Below are 21,180 nucleotides of genomic sequence, written 5' to 3' on the forward strand. Positions count from 1 at the left end.
TCAGGCGGACGCCCGTGTGAGCCGCTCGGCCTCGTCCTCCGTCAGGTGCAGCTCGGCCACGCCCAGCAGTGCCGGCAGTTGCTCCACCGTGCGCGCGGAGGCGATCGGGGCCGCCACCGTCGGCCGGCCGGCCAGCCAGGCGAGGGCGACCGTGGCGACGGGAGCGTCGTGGGCCTCGGCGATCTCGTCCAGGGCGGCGAGCACCCGGCGACCGCGCTCGGTCTCCAGGTGCTTGGCCGCACCGCCGGCCCGCGGGCTGTCCACGGCCGTGCCGGGCCGGTACTTGCCGGTGAGGAAGCCGGCCGCGAGGGCGTAGTACGGGACGGCGGCGAGACCGGACCGCTCGGCGAGGTCGCCGAGTCCGCCCTCGTAGGTGTCGCGGGAGACCAGGTTGTAGTGCGGCTGGAGGGCGACGTACCGGGCCAGGCCCTCGCGGTCGGAGAACTCCAGGGACTCCGCGAGCCGCTCGGCGGAGATGTTGGAGGCGGCGATGTGCCGCACCTTGCCGGCCTTCACCAGTTCGTCGAGGGCGCCGATGATCTCCTCGACCGGCACCTCGGGCTTGTCGAAGTGGGTGTAGTAGAGGTCGATGTGGTCGGTGCCCAGGCGGCGCAGCGAGGCGTCGGCGGCGGCCCTGATGTTCGCGGCGGACAGGCCGGGGTACTCGGGGTGCTGGCTGACCTTGGTGGCGAGGACGACGTCGTCTCGGTTGCCGCGGGCCGCGAGCCACTTGCCGAGGACGGTCTCGGACTCGCCGCCGCTGTTGCCGTCGACCCAGGCGGAGTAGGAGTCGGCGGTGTCGACGAAGTTGCCGCCCGCCGCCGTGTAGGCGTCGAGGACGGCGAAGGACGTGTCCTGGTCGGCGGTCCAGCCGAAGACGTTGCCGCCGAGGGCGAGGGGGAAGACCTCGAGGTCGGAGGAGCCGAGCTTGCGCAGAGAAGTCATGTAGAGATCAACGACCGCGGCGGAGCAGAGCATTCCGGAACCCGCGCAAAAACGCCGCAAACCGGCAGCCCTGACGTCGGGGGGTTGCCGTCAGGACCGCCGGGGTTCGGCGGGGCGGGTCAAGGGGCGAGGTGCCTCAGGGGGTGAGGCCCTTGCTCTGCAGCCAGGCCATCGGGTCGATGCCCGAGCCGTCGCCGGTGTGGACCTCGAGGTGCAGGTGGGCGCCGGTGACGTTGCCGGTGGCGCCGACGCGGCCGATGACGTCTCCGGTGGTGACCTTCTGACCGACGCTGACGTTGATGGACGACTGGTGCGCGTACCAGAGTTCGGTGCCGTCGTCGAGGGTGAGCACGGTCTTGTAGCCGTACGAACCGTCCCAGCCGGCCGACGTGATCGTGCCGCTGTGCACCGCCTTGAGCAGGGTGCCCGTGGGGGCGGCGAAGTCGAGGCCGGTGTGGTGGCCGGAGGCCCACAGGGAGCCGGCCTGGTTGAAGGTCGAGGAGATCGTGTACGAGGAGGTCGGCAGCGTGAACTGCTTGGCCAGCTTCGCGAGCCGCTCGGCCTCGGCCTTCTTCGCGGCCTCCTCCTCCGCCTTCTTCTTGGCGGCGGCGGCCTTGGCCTCGGCCTCCTTCGCGGCCTTGGCGGCGGCTTCCTGGGCCTTCTTCTCGGCCGCGGCCTGCGCCTCGGCGGCGGCCTTGGTCTCGACCTGGGCCTGCTGCTGCTCGGCCTGCGCCATGATCCGGGCCCGCAGCGACTCACCGGCGCCGGCGCCGGTGGAGTCCGCGCCCTGGGCGGTGTCCGCGACGACGGCCTGGGTGATGCCGCTGAGCGGGGTGGCGGAACCCTCGGGCTCCGGCTCCTCGTCGCCGCCGGGCACGAGCGAGCCCACGTTCGGCAGGTCCGGCATGGAGATGGACACCGGCGGCTTGCCGGTCTGCGCGCTGGCCATGCCGCCCGCGCCGACGGCGGCTATGACACCTACGCCGAGGACGGTGGAGCTGCGGGCGAGTCCGCCGCGCTGCTTGGCGACGCGGTGCCGGCCGCGCACGGGGCGGATGGACTCCGCGGTGGGGTTCCACTCCTCCCAGGGGCCCTCTTCGGCGCGGGGGGCGTCGTAGCCGAAGGTGTCGGTGCCGTGCCCGGTGGGCACGTACGGGGCCTCGGGGGCAGGCCGGTTGGACGCCACGTGGGCGTACTCCTTTCCTTCCTTTCGCCTACCGGGTTAGCTGACGGGTTCGGAGCAGGAAGGTCTCCTACGGGTGCCTGCCGACCGTGTTTCCACGACGTCATACGCCCGATTCACCCCAATGTGGTGGTTCCCCGGTTCCCTCGCGGGATTCGGCGCGTGCGCACGGAGCCGCCTTCTGTGACGGCTGGGACGACCGCGCTGCGTTATCGAACGTTAATAGACGCGAGGCTCGGATTCCAAGCCGTTCCGCTTGATCATTAACGAAAACGGCCGGGACGCACCCCTCACGACCGGTGAAAACCGGACGAGTTGACCCACCCTCAGTATTCCTCTTCACGCCACTTTCTTCTGACGGTGTATCAGTTGTTATGCGGAGGGAGGTCGGACTGTCACGTCTCGTAACAATGATCATGGTCACCGCGCCGGGGCCGCCGTACGGCGAGCAGCGCCATGTCGTCCGCCATGCCGCCTCCGGAGTGCCGGCGCACGTCCTCGGCGAGGGTGTTGAGCAGCATCACCGGATGCCGGAAGACATGGCCGGCCAGCCGCGTCTGCGGATCGTAGAACTCGCCCCTGGCGTCCCGGGCTTCGGTCAGGCCGTCGGTGTAGAGCAGCAGTGTGGCCCCACCGGGGAAGTCGGCCTCCTCCGCCCGGTCGGGCCACACTCCCAGGTCGCCCATGCCGAGCGGCAGCGCCGACTCGCGGGCGGGCAGCGTGTCCAGGGTCCCGTCGGGGTACAGCAGCAGGGGTGGCGGATGGCCGCGGTTGACGATGCGTACGGTCCCGTCGCCGTGCGGGAGTTCGGCGAGGAGGGCGGTGGTGAAGCCCTCGAAGGCGTCCAGTCCGTCGCGCCGGGTGCCCTCGCGTGCCAGCGCCCGCTCCAGGCGCTGCGCCACCGCCTCCAGCGTCGCCTCCTGCTCGGCGGCCTCCCGGAAGGCGCCGATCACCACGGCGACGGCGGCGACCGCGCCCATGCCCTTGCCGCGCACGTCGCCGACGATGAGCCGGACGCCGCGGGCGCTGTCCTGCACGGCGTACAGGTCACCGCCGATGAAGGCGTCGGCCTGCGCGGCCTCGTAGCAGACGGCGATCTCGAAACCCCCGATGCGCTCGGCGGGTTCGGGCAGCACGGCGCGCTGGGCGGCCTCGGCGATCTCGCGGACGGAGACGAGGCGCTCGCTGCTGCGCCGGACCATGCCGTTCACGATGACGGCGAGCACGGCGACCGTCGCGATGGTGATCAGCTCGGTGAGGGAGTCGACGTAGTGGATGACGCCCTTGCCGAGTTGCAGCCCGATGACCGACACGACCACGGCGACGCCGGTGAGCGCGGTGCCGCGCCTCGAGTAGAGCGGGGCGGCGACCAGGGGCGCGGCCGTGTAGAGGGGGCCGGCGGTGAAGTACCTCGGCGTGAAGATGTCGTACAGGATGGCGACGGCGATCAGCAGCACGGGGAGCGCGTGCACGAAGGCGCGCCCGTAGCCGGTCCGGCGGCGCGGCGGCGGGCCGGAGGGCGGCTCCTCGTCTCCGAGGCCCGGGTCGGGCACGGGATCACCGGGGAGCCGGCCGCCGGCTCTGGCGGCCACTCCCTCGTCGCCCACGTCACCTGGCCGCACCACTCGTCTCCCGCCACCCCGCACGTCCGCGCGCCGCTTGCCGTCCAGGACTCCAGGTTTCCGGGGACGGGGGCGGGCGGCGAGCGGTGAGGGGCCGACCGGATGACGGGCAGGTGCGGGACGGGAAAACGCCGAGGGCCGGAACCCTTTCGGATTCCGGCCCTCGACCTTCAGTAGCGGGGACAGGATTTGAACCTGCGACCTCTGGGTTATGAGCCCAGCGAGCTACCGAGCTGCTCCACCCCGCGCCGTTGTGTTCACCACTGTACGTCATCCCGGGGGTGGAATGCACATCGGTGCCTCCCCGACGGTGCCCTACCCCTCCAGATGGCGGTTCGGCGCCTTGGCCCGCTCCTCGTACCCGGCCGGTACGACGACGACGGCACCGTGCGCTGTGAGCACCCCGCTCCCGTCCGCACCCGCCACGAAGGTGTCCGGCTCCCGCCAGGCCGTGACGACGCGGCGCACCCCGGCGTCGAGGATCAGCCGGGCGCAGGGCGCGGGCCGGGAGGCGCGGCGGGCGCAGGGCTCGAGACTGCTGTACACGGTGGCGCGGGCGAGCCGGGGGTCCTCCGGGTCGACCTTCGCGAGCGCGGCCTCCTCGGCGTGCACGACGGGATCACCGCCCTCCCGCGAGAACCCGCGCGCCAGCTCGCTCCCGTCGGCGGCGACCACGACCGCCCCCACGCTGAACGCGGTGTCCGACGGCGGACACAGCTCGGCCAGCTCGCAGGCGAGCCCGAGCCAGTGCCGGTCGGCGGCGGCGACGCGCTCACCGGCGCCGGGTGCGGTCGGCAGGTACCGCATCAGCACCACGTCCTCGATCCGCCGCGTCTCGATCAACCGCAGCCGCCCGCCCTGGTAGGCACCGGGCCCGAACAGCCGGGGCGCGGCCGGGTCCCCGACGAGGAGGGGCGCGAGGACGAGCTGCAGCTCGTCGGCGAGCTCCCGCTGAAGCAGCTGGCTGTGGACGGTCCCGCCCCCTTCCACCATCAGCCGCCGCACGCCCCGCCGGTCGTGGAGGTACTCCAGCACGGTCCGCCAGTCGAGCACCTCCCCCAGGGACACCACATCGGCCGCGATCCCCAGCCCGCGGGCCCGCCGGGCACCGTCGTCCGTGGTCAGCAGCACCTTCTCCCCGCCCGTGTGCCAGAACCGCGCCGCCGGATCCAGCTCGCCGCTGCCGCTGACGGTGACCTTGAGCGGGTACTCCGCCTCCCCGGCCGCGACCCGCGCCGCCCGCCGCTCGGCCGAGTTCACCAGCAGCCGCGGATTGTCGGCCCGGATCGTCCCGGCCCCGACCAGGATCGCGTCCACGGAGGCCCGCACCTCGTCGACCCGGTCGAAGTCGGCGGGGCCGGACAGCAGCAGGCGCTCGGGGCCGGTGTCGTCCAGGTAGCCGTCGAGGGAGACGGCTGCGGAGAGGAGGACGTGCGGGAGGGGCATGGGCGGCACTCCGGTGGGTCGGGCGGTCGGGCTAGGGGGGCGGCCGGGGCCTTCTACGTTCCCGTGAGACGGACGAACCGCACCGGCTCCGCCAAGACCTCGCCGGCATGGGGAACGTCCGCGGTACGGGCGGCGAGCGTCGCCATCGCGATCAAAAGTTGCGCATGGTCGCCTCCATGGTGCCGGACTCCGTGCACTACCCGATGGACGACTACCTGAAGGAATTCCGCAAGCGGGCGTTTGAGTGCTTCGAGGTGCTGTACGACACCGTCGAGCCGATCGATGTGACGGGGGCGACATGATCGCCGCAGTGACGGCGCAGCAGCAGGCTTTTCAGCACGCACTCCACCGCGAAGCCGAAGTGGTAGTCCGCGTTTGGCAGTCGGCCGTCCCTCTGGAGGCACACCGCATCGTCGAAGTGCCGCTCGGCAGCGCAGGCATAGCGGCCTGAGTACGCGTACTCAGACGGGATGGTGGGCGACACGGATGATGCGCGTGGTGACAGGACGCTACCGTCCGTATCGATCACCGCGGCGTGGCGGTCGTACATTCCGACCTGCTTGGCGGCGCGGGACAGGGGAGGGGGCAATCATGGCGTGGGACGAATGGGAACAGCTCAAGGCCGCGGCGGCCGAGCGGCACGGCACACACATGCAGCTGAACCAGTTACCAGGAGACCGCGGAGCCAGTGAGGGCGACCTCATCTCCAACAAACCGGCTTGGACGAGGGCCGGTACGGACATCGGCTCGCTGCGTGAGGACATCAGCAAGGCAACCGCGAAGCTCCAGAACGGCCAGACGGGCCTCGGCAGCGACTCCGACTGCCTGACCGCTGCTGCCCAGAAGGACGTCCACGATTCCTGGGCGACCTACGTGGAACGCCTCAGCGGTCGCTGCGGAAAGCTCTCCGGCCTTCTGGTGAAGGCCGGCACCGACCAGGTGAGGACTGACGAGTCGGTCGAGGCGGAGGTCACCAAACTGAACGTGGCGTACGCGGATACGCCGGCTGTCGGCGGTCAGGGCCAGGGGCGGTAACCGGACGTCATGGATCTCGCGACTCTCAAGGCTCTCAAGCCCACCGAGTACTCCGAAGCGGCCGACGGTTACCGCAGCACCTCCGACATGGCGAGCGCGGCCAAGGACCGCATCGACAACCAGATAGCAGTGGCATTGAGGAACCAGCTGAAGGGAAAGGCCGCCACAGCGGCAGGCGAGCAGCTGAGAGAACTGAGCCAGAACTTCCACTACGTCCAAGTGCAGTGCGGCCTCGTCAGCACCGCCCTTGAGGCGTTCTCGTACGAGACGGAAGCGGCCAAGCGGAAACTCGACACGGCCCTCGAGAACGCCAAGGCGGCGAACCTCACCGTGAACTCCGACGGGTCGGTCACCTACCCGCCCGGCGGCAAGAAGGGCGGGGACGGCAAGACCCCCGACGGTGGCACGGTGGGCGGCCTGACGGACGGTACGGCCTCGGCCATCGGCAGGCAGGCCGCCAACTTCGACCCCAACCCGCACCACCGCCTCGCCCAGGACTGCGCCGACCTGATCGCCACTGCCCTCAAGGAGGCGACAGAGGCCGACGAGAAATGGGCACCGAAGCTGCGGGCCCTGAAGGCGGACGACGACCTCACCGTCTCCAGCGGAGACTGGGTCGATGTGAAGGAAGACACCGCTGGCGTCCTCAAGGGAGCAGACGACTACCTGGAGTCGTTCAGGGAGCCGCCCAAGCAGGGAACACCCGAGGAGAATGCCGAGTGGTGGCACGGACTTACCGAAGAGCAGCGAGCTGCCTATATCTCGGTGCATCCCGACTCGATCGGGTGGATGGACGGGCTCCCTGCCACTGTGCGCGACGAGGCCAATCGGACCGTGTTGGCCGAGGCCCGTGGCGTTGCGCAGACCAAGATGGACTCCTGGATGGCGAAAGAGCCCGTACCGTCCTACGTCGAACGCGAGATCATCAACGCCCAGACTGGCGAGCGATGGACGGCAAAGGTTCCCACCGAGGAATGGCGTGAGTGGGAGAAGAAGCGGAAGGAACTGCAGAGCCCTCTCGACGGCATGGACGCGATCCAGGACCGCTTCGACGCGACCGGTACGAGAGGCTTGCCTGACGCGTATCTCCTGGGATTCAGCGCCAAGGACGACGGCCGCGCGATCATCGCTAACGGAGACCCGGACACGGCGGATCACACAGCGGTCTACGTTCCCGGCACGGAGGCTGACTTGAAGAGTATTGGGGGGAACGTCGACCGTATGGTGAACGTCTGGCACGCCGCTCATAAGGAAGCCGACGGAGGGTCCGTTTCCACGATCACCTGGCTTGGTTACGACGCACCGGACAGCGTCTACCGTGATGCACCATTTGAGCACTACGCGTACGACGGAGCGCCCGCGCTCCGTGGCTTCATGGATGGCCTCGACGCATCGCGTTCCGTCGATTCACCGTCCCACACCACCGTGATCGCCCACTCATACGGAACGACTCTTGTCGGAGCGGCGGCCGAGACTGGGCGTCTCAACGCCGATGAGGTCATCTTGGCGGGGAGCCCCGGCGTCAAGGTGTCCAACGCCCGTGACATGGACGTCCCCGAGGGACATGTGTGGAACCAGGAAGCAGACGGAGACGTGGTTCCGGACATCGGCCGCTGGGGTCACGGCGGAGACGGCTTCGTCATCCCTAGCGACCCGGAGTTCGGCGCAAACCAGATGACCACGGACACCGAAGGACACAGCGACTACTGGGACGCTGATACCGAGAGTCTGCACAATCAAGCCCTGGTGGTCGTCGGAGCGGGCGACAACGTGGCTCTGCAGCCACCGCCCGACCCGTGGGCACACGTCAAGTAGGAGCTGGTGTGAAATCCCGAGTAAGCGTCCTTGCGCTCGCCGTATCCGTTACCCTCACTGCCCTAACTGGATGCAGCATGACCAAAAACGACTCCCACGACGTCCCAACCGCCGGTACTAGCACCTCGAGCGATGCGGCCGATGCACTGGAGAGGGTTTCCAGTGGAATCTACGATCTGATCGGCGTGCGAGGGAAGGCCTCTAACGATCAGTCAACGGTCATGAGCTGCTCGGACGAAAGCAGGGAGACGCATTTCAGGATTCTTCATCCCTGGAATTTTTATCCTGCGACGGCAAGCGACCTCCATGTGGCAATGGAGCAACTGAAGACAGAACTACCGAAAAACGGCTGGAAAATTGTCGATTATGGACCCGACACCAGCAAGAACAAGAACATCAGAATGACTGCCGACAACGACGACAACAAGGCCAGTATCAGAGTGATCGAGATGGCAAAGAATGATCCGCCAAAATTGAGTATGGACGTAGTGTCCGGCTGTTTCCGGATCCCAGACGGCCAGGAGATCGAACGTTTCTAAGCCACGCCCTCGAACCAGGAGTCGATCACTTCGGTCGTGCAGGTACTCCAGCGCGGCGCGCCAGTCCAGCACCGGTCCCAGGGACACCACATCGGCGCCGATCCCGAGCCCGCGGGCCCGCCGGGCACCGTCGTCCGTGGTCAGCAGCACCTTCTCCCCGCCCGTGTGCCAGAACCGCGCCGCCGGATCCAGCTCGCCGCTGCCGCTGACGGTGACCTTGAGCGGGTACTCCGCCTGCCCGGCCGCGACCCGCGCCGCCCGCCGCTCGGCCGAGTTCACCAGCAGCAGGCGCTCGAACTCTCCGTCCGCCTCCGGCAGGCGCCGCCCCCTCGACTCCGCGACCCTCAGTACGTCCGCGAGGCACTCGGTCAGACGGATCGCCGTGTACCGGACCTCGGCGTTCGGGGACACCGGGTCGCTCAGGACTCCGTGCGCCGAGCGGAGGACGTCCAGCCCCTCGGCGAGCTGCCGGGCCTCCGTCTCGTCGGCGAGCCGGGACACCAACCCGGTGCCGTCGCCGGGGGCGAGGAAGCAGGGCTTCCCCTCCGCCGACAGCCAGGGCAGTAGCCGCAGCGCGGTAGGCGGTGTCATCACGCGGCCACCTTCCGCGCGCCGACGACGTGCTGGTCCAGCTCGATACCGAAGTCGGCGGCGAGCACGAGGGCGAGGCGGCGGTGCCGCTGGCGGTCCCGTTCCTGGTCGTGGGCGGCGAGGTAGGGGCGGACCAGACGGCTCTCGGCGCCGTCCAGGGGGAGGTGACGGCAGTACGGGGAGTGGTGGAGGGGAAGGCGGGCGGGGGCCGTGGGGCCAGGCGTGCTCCGGGCCCGGTGACGCGGGGCGCCCGCGCGGTGCAGTCACGTGTACGTGTACCTGCAGGTCGTCCACCGCCTCACTGAACAGATCCGGGCGGGGCGGCTCCCGGTCGGCGCACGCCTCCCGGGCGAGCGTGACCTCGCGGACGAGTACGGCGTGGCCGTCAACACCGTCCGCCGTGCCATCCGAGAACTCCGCGACCAAGGGCTGCTCATCACCGTCCCCGTAAAGGGAACCTTCGTGTGCGCGAAGGAGCCCTCCTCGAACTCCGGGGACGACGACAAGCCCACCGGCTGACGAACCCGGCGGCGGGGTACCCGGCGCCCCATGAGCACCGAACCCGCCCCGCTGGTCGCCCTGGACCTGACCGGCACGTTCGCGTTCGGGCTGAACGGGGCGCTGACGGCGGTGCGGGCCGCGCGGCTCGACGTGGTCGGGGTGGTGGTGCTCGGGATGATCACCGCGTTGGGCGGCGGGGTCATCCGGGACGTGCTCATCGACTCGCTGCCGTCCGCCACGTTCCTGGACTGGCGCTACTACACGCTCGCCGCGGCCGGCGGGCTGATCGCCTTCGCCGTCAGCAGGCACCTGCGCCGGCTGGAGCCCGCGATCACCGTGCTCGACGCGGTCGGGCTGTCCACCTTCGCGGTGATCGGCGCGAGCAAGGCGCTGGACGCCGGGCTGGCCGTCGTACCGGCGATGCTGCTGGGCGTGATCACGGCGGTGGGCGGAGGGACGATCCGCGACACCCTGGTCGGCCAGATCCCGACGGTGCTGCGCACCGGCCTGTACGCCATCCCCGCCCTGGTGGGCGCGGCGGTGACGGTCGCGACCACCGAGACGGGGCTGTACGGCCTGCCGGCGACGCTCGGAGCGGCGGCGGTCTGCTTCCTGATCCGCATGCTCGGACTGCACTTCGGCCTCAACGCCCCGGAACCGCCCGAGACGCGTCCGCCCGGTGGCGGAACACGGCGCCGCAAGTAGCCTCGAAGGAATGGAGCACCCCGGATGAGTGACACCGCCCGGACCGTCCTGGCCGGCCTCGGCTCCGTCCGCTCCGACCTCGAGGACCTCTACCGGGACCTGCACCGGCATCCCGAACTCGGCCTGCGGGAGCACCGTACGGCGAAGAGGGCGGCGGACGCCTTGCGGCAGAGCGGCTACGACGTCACCGAGGGCGTCGGCGGCACCGGCGTGGTCGGGGTCCTCGCCAACGGGGACGGCCCGGTCGTCATGGCCCGCGCCGACATGGACGCCCTCCCGGTGCGCGAGCGGACCGGCCTGCCGTACGCCTCCACCGCGACGGTGACCGACGAGGACGGCCGGGAGCAGCCGGTGATGCACGCCTGCGGCCACGACGTGCACGTGACCTGCCTGACCGGATGCGCGCGCCTGCTGGCCGAGCACCGGGACGCCTGGCGCGGCACCTTCGTCGCGCTGTTCCAGCCCTCGGAGGAGAACGGGGACGGCGCCGACGCCATGATCGAGGACGGTCTGACCGACAGGTCGCCCCGCCCCGACGTCGTCCTCGCCCAGCACGTCCTGCCGTACCCGGCCGGTTACGTCGGCACCCGGGCGGGCTCCTTCCTGTCCGCCGCCGACAGCCTCCGGGTCACCGTGCACGGCCGGGGCGCGCACGGTTCGGCACCCCAGGCGTCGGTCGACCCGGTGGTGATCGCCGCATCGGTCGTCGTACGGCTTCAGACCGTCGTCTCCCGCGAGCTGGCCGCCACCACGCCCGCCGTGGTGACCGTGGGCAGCGTCCACGCCGGCAGCGGCCCCAACGTCATCCCCGACCGGGCCGTCCTGGAGCTCAACGTCCGCACGTACGACGACGCCACCCGCACCCAGGTCCTGGACGCGATCAAGCGCATCGTCCGCGCCGAGTGCGAGGCGTCCCGCTCCCCCCGGGAACCGGAGTTCGAGCGGCTCTCGTCCTTCCCGCCCACCGTCAACGACGAGGAGCCCACCCGGCGCGTCGCGGAGGCGTTCGGCGCGTACTTCGGCGACGACGCGCACACCGTCGAGCTGCAGACCGCCAGCGAGGACATGAGCGAGATCCCGGGGGCCTTCGGGGTGCCGTTCACGTACTGGGCGATCGGCGGCATCGACCCGGACCGCTACGCCGAGGCCGCCCGCAAAGGGACCGTCGCCCAGGACATCCCGGTCAACCACAGTGCCGCCTTCGCGCCCGTCGTCCAGCCCACCCTGGACACGGGCGTGAGCGCGCTGACGGTGGCCGCACTGGCCTGGATCGGCGACGACCGCTCCGCGTAGCACCCCGCGCGGTCGGCTTGACTCTCCAGTGACTGGAGACCGGAGAGTGGGCTCCATGAACGGCGCGACGCCCCCGCACTCGATCGGTGAACTGTCGGCCCGTACCGGAGTGCCCGTACGGACGATCCGGTTCTACTCGGACACCGGACTGCTGCCGCCCACGGACCGCACCCCTGCCGGATACCGCCGCTACGACGACGCGGCCCTCGACCGGCTCCGCCTCATCGGCGTCCTGCGGGAGCTGGACGTCGACCTGGCCACGGTCCGCCGCGTCCTGGACGGCGACCTCTCCGTCGCCGAGGTCGCCGCCGCGCACGCCGACGCCACCGCCCTCCAGATCCGCGCCCTGCGGCTGCGCCACAGCATGCTGCGGCTCGTCGCCCGGCGCGGCCCCAGTCCCGAGGAGACCGTTCTCATGCACCGGCTGACCCGCCTCACCGCCGACGAACGACGGCGCATGGTCGCCGACTTCATCGCCGGCCTCGGCGCCGGCACGCCACAGGCCCGCAGCGCTGCCGCCGTCCTGCGCACGGCCCTGCCCGACCTCCCCGACGAACCGTCCGACGCCCAACTCGCCGCGTGGGTGGAGCTGGCCGAACTCATCGCCGACGACGACTTCCGCACGCGCATGGCGGACGCGGCGTTCCCGCCCGCCGACGAGGACGCGCTGCCGGGCGTGGCCTCCGAGCAGGCGGCCGAGCTCGTCCCGTTCGTCAGGGGGGCCGTCGCCGACGCGAGGGCGGCGGGCATCGCGCCGGACGGTTCCGGTGCCGATCCGGTGGTCGAGGCCGTCGCGGAGCGCTTCGCCGCCGTACTCGGCCGTCCCGACGGGCCCGAGTTGCGGGAGTGGATGGCGTCGCGGTTCGAAGCGGGGCACGATCCGCTCGTCGAGCGGTACTGGCGTCTGGTGTGGACCGTCAACGACTGGCAGGTGATCCCCGGGCATCTGCCCTTCCAGCCCTGGATGGCCCGGGCACTTCGCCGGTCCGGCCGGGTCAGTCCCAGTCGCCGTTGACCCAGGCGAGCAGGCGGGCACGCTTCGTGTAGGAGCAGAAGCCGTGGTCCGGGCCGGACGTGGCGTACGTGCCGTCCCCGTACCGCAGCTCGTAGCCGTGGTCGCCGGGACCGTACTCGCCGTCGCGGCGGCCGTCCATGTCGTCGGCCCAGTCGAGGAGACCGAAGTCCGGGAACCCGAGACCGAGGTTGTCCAGGTAGCGGCCGGGGTCGGCCGGTTCCACCGGTACGGCGCGGCCGTCGCCCCCGGCCGCGTGCCGGTCCTCGTGGCAGCCGTCGGAGCGCACGGGCTGGCCCAGCCACCACCCGGCCAGGAACACGGCGTACAGCGTGGTGACGACCCCGAGGCGGCGCAGGGTGATCCAGGCGGGCATCCTGTGCTACCCCCGGACGCCGTCGAACCAGGCCGCGAGCCTGGGGAGTTCGCCCGTGTCGTTGCCGCAGGGGACGGCGTAGACAGTGGCCGTGAGGATGTGGACGGTGTCGGTGGCCTCGACCGGGTCGTGCCGAGCGATCGCCGACGGTTCCCCGGCCGGACCGGCCACGGGGGTGGGCGTGGAGACCGGTACGTGCCCGTACTTTTCGGTGGCCCGGTCGAGAGCGGCCCGGTCGGGGCGGCACTCGGGGGTCACCGGCTGCCCCAGGTACCAGCCCGCGACGAACACGCCGTAGACCACGGCGGCGGCGCCGAGGCGGTGCGGGGTGACCCGGCGGGGACGCAGGTCAACTCGGCCCGGGCCGCGGGGTGTTGCGCTCATGGCGACAGACCCTACCCGGCGCCGTCACAGCGGGGCCGCCTGCGCGTGCGACCCCTTCGCCCGGCGTCCTTTCGGTCAGCCGAGGCACAGCCCCAACAGGCAGACCTCCGTCGGCGAGGTCGAGATCAGCGCGGGGGACGTCGGGGACGTGTCCGACGCCCCGCCGTCGGCGGTCGAGGGGGCCGGCGTCCGCCCGGCCGTCGAGTCGGAACGGCCGGAGCCCGAATCGGCGGAGCCCGAACCGGCGGTGGACGTGTCGGCGGGGGGCGTGTCGGCGGGGGACGTGTCGGTGCTCGGCGGCTGCGGGAGCGTCGGTGTCGCGGGTGGCGGGGAGGACGCGGTGGTCCGCGGCGGGGTGGCGGGCGCCGTGCGGGACGCTTCTGCGACGGACTGATGGCGCGGGGCGCCGACCGCCGACGACTGCGACTGCGACTGCTCGTGCCGCTGCTCGTACGGCTGGGCAGGGGTGCGGGACGACCTGTGGGTGTCCTCGGGGGTGGTCGGCGCGGGCACCGGGCGGTCCCGCTCGGTTATCTCCTCGTCCGCGACGCCCATGCTCCGGTGGTCCGGAGCCGTGGTCGCCTGCGCCCGGTCGCCGGACTGCCGGTCCATCGTGGCGAGGGACAGCCCGCCACCGACGAGCGCCACGGCACTCGCGACCACCGCCCGGCGCTTGTTCTTCTTCCAGCGGGTCAACTGGCGCCGGCGCGCCGCCCGCCCCTGCTGCCGCGCGGGCGGCAGCTCCGCGACATCGGCTGCCGGGGTGTCCGTCGGCACCGGGGCCGGGCCCGGTGCCGGGAGTGCCGGGACGGTGTCCGCGTCACGGTCACCGACGGTGACGTGCGGGGCGATGTCCGGGGCGTAGGCGCCGCACCCGGGGCACACCAGGGCACCGTTGAGATGCCGACGGCACGAGGAGCAGTAATCCATCTGCTGGCTTCCGGTCTTCCTGGTTCGACTGTGCCGTTGGCCCGCCCGGGCCGCGGCCTGATCACATCCGCGCAGGGGATCGAACGGCCAGTCAGGCTAACGGGGCCCAGGACAGGCAGTGCGCAGCCCGTGTGACGTTCCTGCGTGGATTTCATGGGCAGGGCGGGACGGGCGAAAACCGCGCACCGAACCCGCCCACAACGACACGCCGCGCTCGCCGGTGAAAAGGGGAGATCCGCTGTCAGGCCCGGTTGAGCCGGGCGGATATCCCGTGACCGATCACCAAATATATGACCGCCGGGAGGCCGTAATTGAGGAGGACGCGAAGACCCTCCGTGTCCATCGTGAAAATGTCCTGCGACCACCAGGCCAGCCAGTCCGCCGTTCCCCGCACGAACTCGACGAACACGTTCGCCCGGTTCGCGTCCAGCAGGAACAGAAGGATCCACAGGCCCAGCAGGCCCGCCGCGATGTCGGCGACCGTGCAGACGGCGAGGGCCGTGCGCCGGGTGGCGGCCTGCCGTCGCACGGCCGGGCCGGGGCCCGTCGGCCGGTCGTACGTCTGATGTCCGGGAGCGGGGTCGAAGTTGCTCACAGGGAATCCGATCTGACGTGATGCCGTGTCGGAGCGCCGAATCCAGGTCAGGAATGGAAACCCGGGCCGCCGCCCACCTCTTCCTACGTACGCCTGCTTCAGCGCCCTGCGGACCCTTTCGCGTTACACCACCGCCGGATCGGCACAAAAAATGGCAGTTGTTACGGACGCTTTCCCACCTGGACCGGCTCGCCCCGGCCGCCGGAATTTTTTGTGCGCGACGTGTAAGCGATTCGAGAAGACGGCGAGCAGGCACCGCCATGACCACTGACCCGCGGGATCCGCGCCCGCCGGCGACGTCAGTGGGGGTGGGCCGGCTCCAGGACCCGGTGCTGCCGGACAGCCCCTTCCCGCTGGTCACGGTCAGTAGCGACGGCGCCCTTCGACAACCCGCATGCCGGTCCGGTCAGATGACCTCCTTCTCCTCGGTGACCATCACGGCCACTGAGCCCATGTCGATGAAGCGTGCTTCGTCGGGGTTGACCAGCGTCCGGTAGTTGTCGGAGGCGAAGAAGGCGTCGTGGCCCTCCCAGTCCTCGAACCAGATCTCCGTCAGGCCGTCATAGGCCCGGGGCGGGTAGTTCTCGGCGGGGACCGGGTGCGACACGACGTATTTGCGCACGTGGCGCTCCGCCTCCGGGATGGAGGTGAACAGCGGCGCGTGCCGATTCCGGTGGTGGTCGACGAAACGCTCGTACGACATTCCCTCGGCGCGGTTGATCATGAAGATGAGCTTCAGCATGGCGTTAACCTAAACGCTCACATCGATGTCAGGGTCAAGCGAAGCAGGAGCACGGGAGGGGTTCGGCATGCGGATCGGCGAATTGTCCGCCCGGACGGGAGCCAGCCGCCGGTCGCTGCGCTACTACGAGGAGCAGGGCCTGCTCGTCAGCTCCCGCTCGCCCGGCGGACAGCGTCACTACGAAGACGAGCACGTCCAACGGGTGCGCCTGGTCCAGGCGTTCCTGGCGGCGGGCGTGCCCAGCGGCACCCTCGTCGAGATGGTGCCCTGCATGGCCGAGCCGAGCGAGGGCAGGGCGCGGCAGGCACTGGAGATCATGGACCGCGAGCGAGCCCGGCTGTCCGAGGACATCGACGGCCTCGTCGCCGCCAGGGACGCGCTGGACCGGCTCATCGAGGACAACCGCGCATACCTGACACGGTCGGCGGACCGCGAGGTGTGAACTGGTCTGAACGCCGCACGAAAAGCGACAGCGCCCGACTCGACCGAAGCCGAATCAGGCGCTGCACGGCAGATCAGAGGGATCGTCCTCCGTCTGCGACGGGTAGGCCCTGTGGGACTCGAACCCACAACCAATGGATTAAAAGTCCACTGCTCTGCCAATTGAGCTAAGGGCCCAGGCGGTGTGTCGCGCGGTGCTGCGTGATGTTGCCACACCGAGCATAGCCCGCCGCGGCCGGGACGCCGATCGGGTATCGGGGTCACGGCCGCGTCGGAGGGCGGCGGGAACAGGACCGGACTACGGGTCCACCGGCTCGGGCGCGTTCGCCCGGGAGGCCGCGCGGGCGCGGGTGCGTTCATGGTCGGGGTTGAGGAACCAGTGCCGGGCCGAGGCGAGCCACCAGGTGGCGGCGAAGCCCAGGACGACCAGGACGGCGATCGGCGCGTAGTTGAAGGTCTCCCAGGTGACCGGGGAGACCTGGGGCAGCATGAACAGGACCGTGATGACGCCGACCCACGTCACCGCGATCACGCCGATCACCTGCGACCAGCGGCCCAGGTGCCACGGCCCGCGTTCGAAGGCGGCGCCCTTGCGGACACGGAGGAGGGTCGGGATGACGTACGCGATGTAGAGGCCGATGACCGCGATGGACGTCACGGCGGCGTACGCGGTGACGTTGATGAGGTACGGGAGGCCGAGGACCAGCGCGGCCAGTGCCGCCAGCCAGACCGCCGCCACCGGCGTGCGGGTGCGCGGGTTCACCGAGTGCCAGATGTGGGAGTACGGGAGGGCGCCGTCCCGTGAGAAGGCGTAGATCATGCGGCTGTTGGCCGTCACCGACGCCATGCCGCAGAAGAGCTGGGCCCCGATGACGACGAGGAGCAGCAGCTTGCCCGCCGTCGCGCCGAGGGCGTCGAGGAGGATCTGCGCGGGCGGCGCACCGGTCGGGGACGTCAGGGCGCCTTCGTAGGACTGGATGGCGAAGGTGAAGCCGAGCAGGAGGACGAAGCCGGCGATCCAGGAGGTCCAGATGGAACGGACGATGCCCTTCGGGCCGGCCGTGGACGCGTCGTGGGTCTCCTCCGTCATGTGGGCGGAGGCGTCGTAGCCGGTGAAGGTGTACTGGGCCATCAGGAGACCGATGAGGACGACGTACACCCCGCTGCCCCAGCCCGTGTTGTTCACGAACTCGCCGAAGACGAAGGACGCCGACTGGTGCCGGTCCGGCGCGAAGGTCAGCGCGCCGACGATCACCGCGACGCCCAGGACGTGCCACCACACGCTCACGCTGTTCAGCAGGCCGACGATGCGGACGCCGAAGGTGTTGAGGAGGCCGTGGAGGATCAGGATCGCGGCGAAGAGGAGGATCGTGCGGCCCGGGGTCACCTCGAAGTCGAACTGGAGGTTCAGGTAGGCGCCCAGGAAGGACGCGGCGCCGAAGTCGATGCCGGCGGTGACCGCGACCTGGCCCAGCACGTTGAACCAGCCCGTGAACCAGGCCCAGGCCGCCGCCGTGCGCGGGGGAGCCAGGCGGTGCGCCCAGAAGTAGAGGCCCGCCGAGGTCGGGTACGCCGAGCAGATCTCGGCCATCGCCAGGCCGACGAAGAGCGTCATCAGGCCGACGGCGACCCAGCCCCAGGTGATGACGGCGGGGCCGCCCGTGTTCATGCCGAAGAGGTAGAGCGTCAGGCAGCCCGACAGGACCGAGATGATCGTGAAGGAGACCGCGTAGTTGGAGAACGCCGACATGCGGCGGGCCAGAACCTGGGTGTAGCCGAGCTGGGCCAGCCGTTCCTCGTCCGACAGCCCACTCGCCTTGGCGTCATCTGTCATGCCCCCAGCAATTCCCTTGCGGTGAGCGTGACATGCGTCACTCCGTGGACTTCGTGGCCGAAACCGGACCGCAACGCGAAGCGCCGTGGCCTCCACCCGGTCGTCGGGTGGAGGCCACGGCGCTTCTCAGACGTTCAGGCGTCAGCCGTTGCGCTTCCAGCGCGGCTTGTCGTCACGGCGGCCGAAGGACGAACCTCGGTGGTCGCCCCGGTGGTCGTCGCGGCGGCCGTACGGGCGGTCGTGGCCGCCGGAGCGGAAGCCGGGACGGTCGCCCTGGCGGTCGCGGTTGAACGGACGGTCGCTGCCACGGTGTCCACCGCGGTCGTCACGGCGGTCGAACGAGCGGCCACCCCGGTCGTCACGGCGCTCGAAGGAACGGCCACCGCGGTCACCGCGGTCGTCGCGACGCTCGAAGGAACGGCCGCCACGGTCGTCACGGCGGTCGTCGCGGCGGAAGCCACCGCGGTCACCCCGGTCGTCACGGCGCTCGAAGGAACGCCCACCGCGGTCACCCCGGTCGTCACGGCGGAAGCCACCGCGGTCACCCCGGTCGTCACGGCGCTCGAAGGAACGGCCACCGCGGTCACCGCGGTCGTCGCGACGCTCGAAGGAACGGCCGCCACGGTCGTCACGGCGGAAGCCACCGCGGTCACCCCGGTCGTCACGACGCTCGAAGGAACGCCCACCACGGTCACCCCGGTCGCCGCGGTCGTACGAGCGCTCGCCCCGGTCACCCCGGTCGGCGAAGCGGTCGCGGCCGTGGCCGCCGGTGCGCTCCGCGCGCTCCGTCTTCTCGACGTCCCGGGCGCCGGACTGCTGGGGCAGCGAGACCTCGGCCTCGGTCGCGGCGGCGGCCACCTCGGCCAGGACCGTCTCCGGGTCCTCGCCGCGCTCCCGCGCGACCCTGGCGACCAGGCGGTCGGCCTCCTCGCGCAGCTCGGTGGCACGGCGCTGGGCCCGCTCCAGCTCCTTGGTGAGCTGGCCGACCTCGCGCTCGGCCTGCTGCGCCGCGTTGCCCGCGGACTCGGCCTGGACCTCGGTCATCGACCGGGCGCCGGTGATCTCGGCGACCTCCGGGTCGAAGGCGGCGCCGCCCTGGATGATGTGGCGCGTGGCGTCGACGCCCGCGTCCTCCATCAGCCGGAAGATCTGGCGGCGCTGGTGCGGCAGGGAGAGGGAGACGACGGTGCCGGTGCGGCCCGCGCGCGCCGTACGGCCGGCGCGGTGCAGGTAGTCCTTGTGGTCGCCGGCCGGGTCCACGTTCAGGACCAGGTCGATGCCGTCGACGTGGATGCCGCGGGCGGCGACGTCGGTGGCGACCAGGACGTTGACGTAGCCGTCCTTGAAGTCGGCCAGCGTGCGGGTGCGCGCGCCCTGGGTCATGCCGCCGTGCAGCGCGTCCGCCTTGGCACCGGCGTCGCGCAGCTGCTCGGCGACGCGGTCGGCGCCCAGCTGGGTGCGGACGAAGATGATGGTGCGGCCCTTGCGGGAGGCGATGGCCGCGGTGACCGGCGCCTTGTCCTTGGGCTTCACGACCAGGATGTGGTGCGACATGGTCGTCACCGCGCCCTGGGCCGCGTCCACCTCGTGCAGGGCCGGGTCCTTGAGGTACCGGTCGACGAGGGTCTTGATCTCGTTCTCCATCGTGGCGGAGAAGAGCATCCGCTGGCCGCCGGCCGGGACCTGGTCGAGCAGCTCGGTGACCTCGGGCAGGAAGCCCAGGTCGGACATCTGGTCGGCCTCGTCGAGGACCGCGATCTGCACGTTCTCCAGGGAGCAGGCGCCGCGGTTGATGATGTCGCGCAGCCGGCCCGGGGTGGCGACCAGGATGTCGACGCCGCGCTCCAGGGCGTAGATCTGGTTGCCCATCGAGGTACCGCCGCAGACGACCTTCATCTTCAGGCCCATGACGTCGCCGTACGGCTGGAGCGCGTCGGCCACCTGCATGGCCAGCTCGCGGGTCGGGGTGAGGATGACGGCGCGGGGCTTGTGCTTCTCGGTGCGGCCGCCGGCCAGCGTGGCCAGGGTCGGCAGACCGAAGGAGAGGGTCTTGCCGGAGCCGGTGCGGCCCCGGCCGAGGATGTCCTTGCCCGCCAGCGCGTCCGGGATGGTCGCGGCCTGGATCGGGAAGGGGGTGGTCACGCCGTTCTGCGCGAGCTTGCGCACGACGCCCTCGGGCAGACCGAGGTCGGCGAACGTGGGCTCGGGAGCCGCCTCGGGAGCCTCGACGGCCTCCGGGGACTCGGCGGTCGCGGAGGCGTCTACGGCCTCGACGGCCTCCGGCGCGCCCTCGGCGCCCTCGGCGTTTCCGGGCACGACGACGTGGTCAGTACTGGTCATGGACATGCGAATGCGAAACCTTCCGGAGTCTCTCGTCGGCACGCGCCCGTCAACTCCGTGAATCGCGATTCGCAATACGACCGCCTCGATGCGGTCCACCACGGCAAGGGGAGAGTACGCGCCACACGGCGCGCTCTGCGGTGGCGCCGGGCAAATGGGATCAAACGATCTACCACCATACGCACCCCCCACCCCCGAAGGCAAACCGGCAGCACATGCCCAGGTCAGCGGCCTGTCACCGCCCGGCTCGCCTCCCGTCCTACACCGGAGCGCCCGCCGCCGGCGCCGGTTCCCGTTGCTCGAGCTGGGTTCCCGGCGGCTCGTGCGCCGACGAGGACGGCTCGGCCACCGTCGGTTCCGGCGTCGGCGAGGCGGGCGGCTCCTCGGGAGGCGTCGGCTCCGGCTCGGCCGGCCGGGTGGGCTCCGCCGGGGGCGTCCGGGTCGGCCCGGGGTCCTGGTCCCCGCCGTTCGGCGGCTGGTCCCCGGTCGGGCGTGCGGCCGGTGGCTCCGGGGCGGACGTGTCCTTCCCCTCGCCCTCCTCGCCGTCCTTCCCGTCGCCGTCCCCCTCGTCCGCGCCCTTCTCCTTGCCCCTGTCCTTGGCCTTCTTGCCCTTGCCGTGCTTCCCGTCGGCGGCCGCCGCGTCGTACCCGGCGTTCCCGCCGGAGACCTCGGGGCCGCCGTCCGGCACCTCGCCGCCCCGCTCCCCGGCGGAGTGCGACGGCCCGACGCTCCCGCCGGGCTCGTCGTCGCCGACGCTCATGCAGCCGGCGGCGGCGACGACGGCCATGGCCGTGGCGGCCAGACGGACGGGTACGAACAAGGGGCGCACGGGCGGCCACCTCCGGGGGTCA

General features: G+C 71.1%; 21 protein-coding genes, 2 tRNA genes, 1 pseudogene and 1 riboswitch. Of the genes and pseudogenes, 9 read left to right on the plus strand and 15 right to left on the minus strand.

The annotated features are described in order from the left end of the window. The 5 genes from Sco07f_RS05120 to Sco07f_RS05140 all read right to left on the minus strand — a co-directional run bounded on the left by Sco07f_RS05120 (nt 1) and on the right by Sco07f_RS05140 (nt 5,196). Complete coding sequence (locus Sco07f_RS05120; protein ID WP_007451220.1) at nt 1-945, minus strand: aldo/keto reductase; 945 nt, start codon at nt 943-945, stop codon at nt 1-3. Between the two features lie 136 nt (nt 946-1,081). Next, complete coding sequence (locus tag Sco07f_RS05125; RefSeq protein WP_087790402.1) at nt 1,082-2,131, minus strand: M23 family metallopeptidase; 1,050 nt, start codon at nt 2,129-2,131, stop codon at nt 1,082-1,084. Between the two features lie 10 nt (nt 2,132-2,141). Then, nucleotides 2,142-2,299, minus strand: a riboswitch (cyclic di-AMP (ydaO/yuaA leader). A gap of 224 nt (nt 2,300-2,523) precedes the next feature. Continuing rightward, nucleotides 2,524-3,753: a PP2C family protein-serine/threonine phosphatase gene (locus Sco07f_RS05130; RefSeq protein WP_439959683.1), complete on the minus strand. Its 1,230-nt coding sequence runs from the start codon at nt 3,751-3,753 to the stop codon at nt 2,524-2,526. 171 nt (nt 3,754-3,924) lie between these two features. Then, nucleotides 3,925-3,998, minus strand: a tRNA-Met gene (locus Sco07f_RS05135). A 67-nt stretch (nt 3,999-4,065) separates the two neighbouring features. Then, a complete protein-coding gene (locus tag Sco07f_RS05140) occupies nt 4,066-5,196 on the minus strand; it encodes a dihydrofolate reductase family protein (protein WP_108987100.1) in 1,131 nt (376 codons plus the stop codon). A 107-nt stretch (nt 5,197-5,303) separates the two neighbouring features. Between Sco07f_RS05140 and Sco07f_RS05145 the strand changes: the two genes are divergently transcribed. From Sco07f_RS05145 to Sco07f_RS05155, 4 genes are all read left to right on the plus strand, one after another. Beyond that, entirely contained in the window at nt 5,304-5,498 is a 195-nt protein-coding gene (locus Sco07f_RS05145; protein WP_108987101.1) for a hypothetical protein, read from the plus strand. Further along, on the plus strand, nt 5,495-5,647 hold the full coding sequence (locus Sco07f_RS39715) for a hypothetical protein (protein WP_159106925.1): 153 nt from the start codon (nt 5,495-5,497) through the stop codon (nt 5,645-5,647). Before Sco07f_RS05145 ends, Sco07f_RS39715 begins: the two co-directional genes overlap by 4 nt. A 140-nt stretch (nt 5,648-5,787) precedes the next feature. Then, nucleotides 5,788-6,231: a hypothetical protein gene (locus tag Sco07f_RS05150; protein ID WP_108987102.1), complete on the plus strand. Its 444-nt coding sequence runs from the start codon at nt 5,788-5,790 to the stop codon at nt 6,229-6,231. 9 nt (nt 6,232-6,240) lie between these two features. Continuing rightward, entirely contained in the window at nt 6,241-8,046 is a 1,806-nt protein-coding gene (locus Sco07f_RS05155; RefSeq protein WP_108987103.1) for an alpha/beta hydrolase, read from the plus strand. Nucleotides 8,047-8,564: 518 nt separating this feature from the next. On the opposite strand, the pseudogene Sco07f_RS05165 reads toward Sco07f_RS05155, so the two are convergent. Beyond that, nucleotides 8,565-8,870 (minus strand): annotated as a pseudogene (locus tag Sco07f_RS05165) (dihydrofolate reductase family protein); the annotation flags it as partial. Between the two features lie 573 nt (nt 8,871-9,443). On the opposite strand from Sco07f_RS05165, the gene Sco07f_RS05180 reads away from it, so the two are divergent. From Sco07f_RS05180 to Sco07f_RS05195, 4 genes are read left to right on the plus strand one after another with little or no spacing between them, the layout of a single operon-like run. Next, nucleotides 9,444-9,695: a winged helix-turn-helix domain-containing protein gene (locus tag Sco07f_RS05180; RefSeq protein WP_387920736.1), complete on the plus strand. Its 252-nt coding sequence runs from the start codon at nt 9,444-9,446 to the stop codon at nt 9,693-9,695. A gap of 30 nt (nt 9,696-9,725) precedes the next feature. After that, nucleotides 9,726-10,382 carry a trimeric intracellular cation channel family protein gene (locus Sco07f_RS05185; RefSeq protein WP_108987104.1) on the plus strand — a complete coding sequence of 219 codons (657 nt, stop codon included), beginning with the start codon at nt 9,726-9,728 and terminating at the stop codon, nt 10,380-10,382. Between the two features lie 24 nt (nt 10,383-10,406). Then, nucleotides 10,407-11,675: a M20 family metallopeptidase gene (locus tag Sco07f_RS05190; protein ID WP_108987105.1), complete on the plus strand. Its 1,269-nt coding sequence runs from the start codon at nt 10,407-10,409 to the stop codon at nt 11,673-11,675. 55 nt (nt 11,676-11,730) lie between these two features. After that, nucleotides 11,731-12,690, plus strand: a complete 960-nt coding sequence (locus tag Sco07f_RS05195; protein ID WP_108987106.1) for a MerR family transcriptional regulator — start codon at nt 11,731-11,733, stop codon at nt 12,688-12,690. Here the strand turns inward: Sco07f_RS05195 and Sco07f_RS05200 are convergent. The 5 genes from Sco07f_RS05200 to Sco07f_RS05220 all read right to left on the minus strand — a co-directional run bounded on the left by Sco07f_RS05200 (nt 12,671) and on the right by Sco07f_RS05220 (nt 15,714). After that, the gene (locus Sco07f_RS05200) at nt 12,671-13,063 is read right to left on the minus strand and encodes a hypothetical protein (RefSeq protein WP_108987107.1); all 393 of its coding nucleotides are present in this window, start codon (nt 13,061-13,063) and stop codon (nt 12,671-12,673) included. The genes Sco07f_RS05195 and Sco07f_RS05200 overlap by 20 nt on opposite strands. 6 nt (nt 13,064-13,069) lie before the next feature. Then, the gene (locus Sco07f_RS05205; RefSeq protein WP_108987108.1) at nt 13,070-13,447 is read right to left on the minus strand and encodes a hypothetical protein; all 378 of its coding nucleotides are present in this window, start codon (nt 13,445-13,447) and stop codon (nt 13,070-13,072) included. A gap of 75 nt (nt 13,448-13,522) precedes the next feature. Next, on the minus strand, nt 13,523-14,377 hold the full coding sequence (locus Sco07f_RS05210; RefSeq protein ID WP_108987109.1) for an SCO2400 family protein: 855 nt from the start codon (nt 14,375-14,377) through the stop codon (nt 13,523-13,525). Nucleotides 14,378-14,618: 241 nt separating this feature from the next. Continuing rightward, complete coding sequence (locus tag Sco07f_RS05215; protein ID WP_108987110.1) at nt 14,619-14,972, minus strand: hypothetical protein; 354 nt, start codon at nt 14,970-14,972, stop codon at nt 14,619-14,621. A 406-nt stretch (nt 14,973-15,378) separates the two neighbouring features. Continuing rightward, entirely contained in the window at nt 15,379-15,714 is a 336-nt protein-coding gene (locus Sco07f_RS05220) for an EthD domain-containing protein (protein WP_108987111.1), read from the minus strand. 67 nt (nt 15,715-15,781) lie between these two features. Between Sco07f_RS05220 and Sco07f_RS05225 the strand changes: the two genes are divergently transcribed. After that, on the plus strand, nt 15,782-16,156 hold the full coding sequence (locus Sco07f_RS05225) for a MerR family transcriptional regulator (RefSeq protein WP_007451284.1): 375 nt from the start codon (nt 15,782-15,784) through the stop codon (nt 16,154-16,156). A gap of 103 nt (nt 16,157-16,259) precedes the next feature. Here Sco07f_RS05225 and Sco07f_RS05230 read toward each other — a convergent pair. From Sco07f_RS05230 to Sco07f_RS05245, 4 genes are all read right to left on the minus strand, one after another. After that, nucleotides 16,260-16,332 (minus strand) — tRNA-Lys (locus Sco07f_RS05230). Nucleotides 16,333-16,453: 121 nt separating this feature from the next. Continuing rightward, nucleotides 16,454-17,989, minus strand: coding sequence for an amino acid permease (locus tag Sco07f_RS05235; protein ID WP_087790392.1), 1,536 nt, complete (start codon nt 17,987-17,989; stop codon nt 16,454-16,456). A 141-nt stretch (nt 17,990-18,130) separates the two neighbouring features. Continuing rightward, on the minus strand, nt 18,131-20,335 hold the full coding sequence (locus tag Sco07f_RS05240; RefSeq protein WP_167468027.1) for a DEAD/DEAH box helicase: 2,205 nt from the start codon (nt 20,333-20,335) through the stop codon (nt 18,131-18,133). A 253-nt stretch (nt 20,336-20,588) separates the two neighbouring features. Further along, nucleotides 20,589-21,158 carry a hypothetical protein gene (locus tag Sco07f_RS05245; protein ID WP_108987113.1) on the minus strand — a complete coding sequence of 190 codons (570 nt, stop codon included), beginning with the start codon at nt 21,156-21,158 and terminating at the stop codon, nt 20,589-20,591. Nucleotides 21,159-21,180: the final 22 nt, after the last annotated feature.

Origin of the sequence: Streptomyces coelicoflavus, assembly GCF_003112555.1 — a bacterium.
In the GTDB taxonomy this organism is placed as follows: domain Bacteria; phylum Actinomycetota; class Actinomycetes; order Streptomycetales; family Streptomycetaceae; genus Streptomyces; species Streptomyces coelicoflavus.

What these genes read in the sequence shown, in the direction of transcription:
- Sco07f_RS05155 (WP_108987103.1), top strand. Translation starts at nt 6,241, where the DNA reads ATGGATCTCGCGACTCTCAAGGCTCTCAAGCCCACCGAGTACTCCGAA.
- Sco07f_RS05190 (WP_108987105.1), top strand. Translation starts at nt 10,407, where the DNA reads ATGAGTGACACCGCCCGGACCGTCCTGGCCGGCCTCGGCTCCGTCCGC.
- Sco07f_RS05205 (WP_108987108.1), bottom strand. Translation starts at nt 13,447, where the DNA reads ATGAGCGCAACACCCCGCGGCCCGGGCCGAGTTGACCTGCGTCCCCGC.
- Sco07f_RS05235 (WP_087790392.1), bottom strand. Translation starts at nt 17,989, where the DNA reads ATGACAGATGACGCCAAGGCGAGTGGGCTGTCGGACGAGGAACGGCTG.
- Sco07f_RS05145 (WP_108987101.1), top strand. Translation starts at nt 5,304, where the DNA reads ATGGGGAACGTCCGCGGTACGGGCGGCGAGCGTCGCCATCGCGATCAA.
- Sco07f_RS05220 (WP_108987111.1), bottom strand. Translation starts at nt 15,714, where the DNA reads ATGCTGAAGCTCATCTTCATGATCAACCGCGCCGAGGGAATGTCGTAC.
- Sco07f_RS05240 (WP_167468027.1), bottom strand. Translation starts at nt 20,335, where the DNA reads ATGTCCATGACCAGTACTGACCACGTCGTCGTGCCCGGAAACGCCGAG.
- Sco07f_RS05185 (WP_108987104.1), top strand. Translation starts at nt 9,726, where the DNA reads ATGAGCACCGAACCCGCCCCGCTGGTCGCCCTGGACCTGACCGGCACG.
- Sco07f_RS05120 (WP_007451220.1), bottom strand. Translation starts at nt 945, where the DNA reads ATGACTTCTCTGCGCAAGCTCGGCTCCTCCGACCTCGAGGTCTTCCCC.
- Sco07f_RS05195 (WP_108987106.1), top strand. Translation starts at nt 11,731, where the DNA reads ATGAACGGCGCGACGCCCCCGCACTCGATCGGTGAACTGTCGGCCCGT.
- Sco07f_RS05140 (WP_108987100.1), bottom strand. Translation starts at nt 5,196, where the DNA reads ATGCCCCTCCCGCACGTCCTCCTCTCCGCAGCCGTCTCCCTCGACGGC.
- Sco07f_RS39715 (WP_159106925.1), top strand. Translation starts at nt 5,495, where the DNA reads ATGATCGCCGCAGTGACGGCGCAGCAGCAGGCTTTTCAGCACGCACTC.
- Sco07f_RS05225 (WP_007451284.1), top strand. Translation starts at nt 15,782, where the DNA reads ATGCGGATCGGCGAATTGTCCGCCCGGACGGGAGCCAGCCGCCGGTCG.
- Sco07f_RS05200 (WP_108987107.1), bottom strand. Translation starts at nt 13,063, where the DNA reads ATGCCCGCCTGGATCACCCTGCGCCGCCTCGGGGTCGTCACCACGCTG.
- Sco07f_RS05150 (WP_108987102.1), top strand. Translation starts at nt 5,788, where the DNA reads ATGGCGTGGGACGAATGGGAACAGCTCAAGGCCGCGGCGGCCGAGCGG.
- Sco07f_RS05210 (WP_108987109.1), bottom strand. Translation starts at nt 14,377, where the DNA reads ATGGATTACTGCTCCTCGTGCCGTCGGCATCTCAACGGTGCCCTGGTG.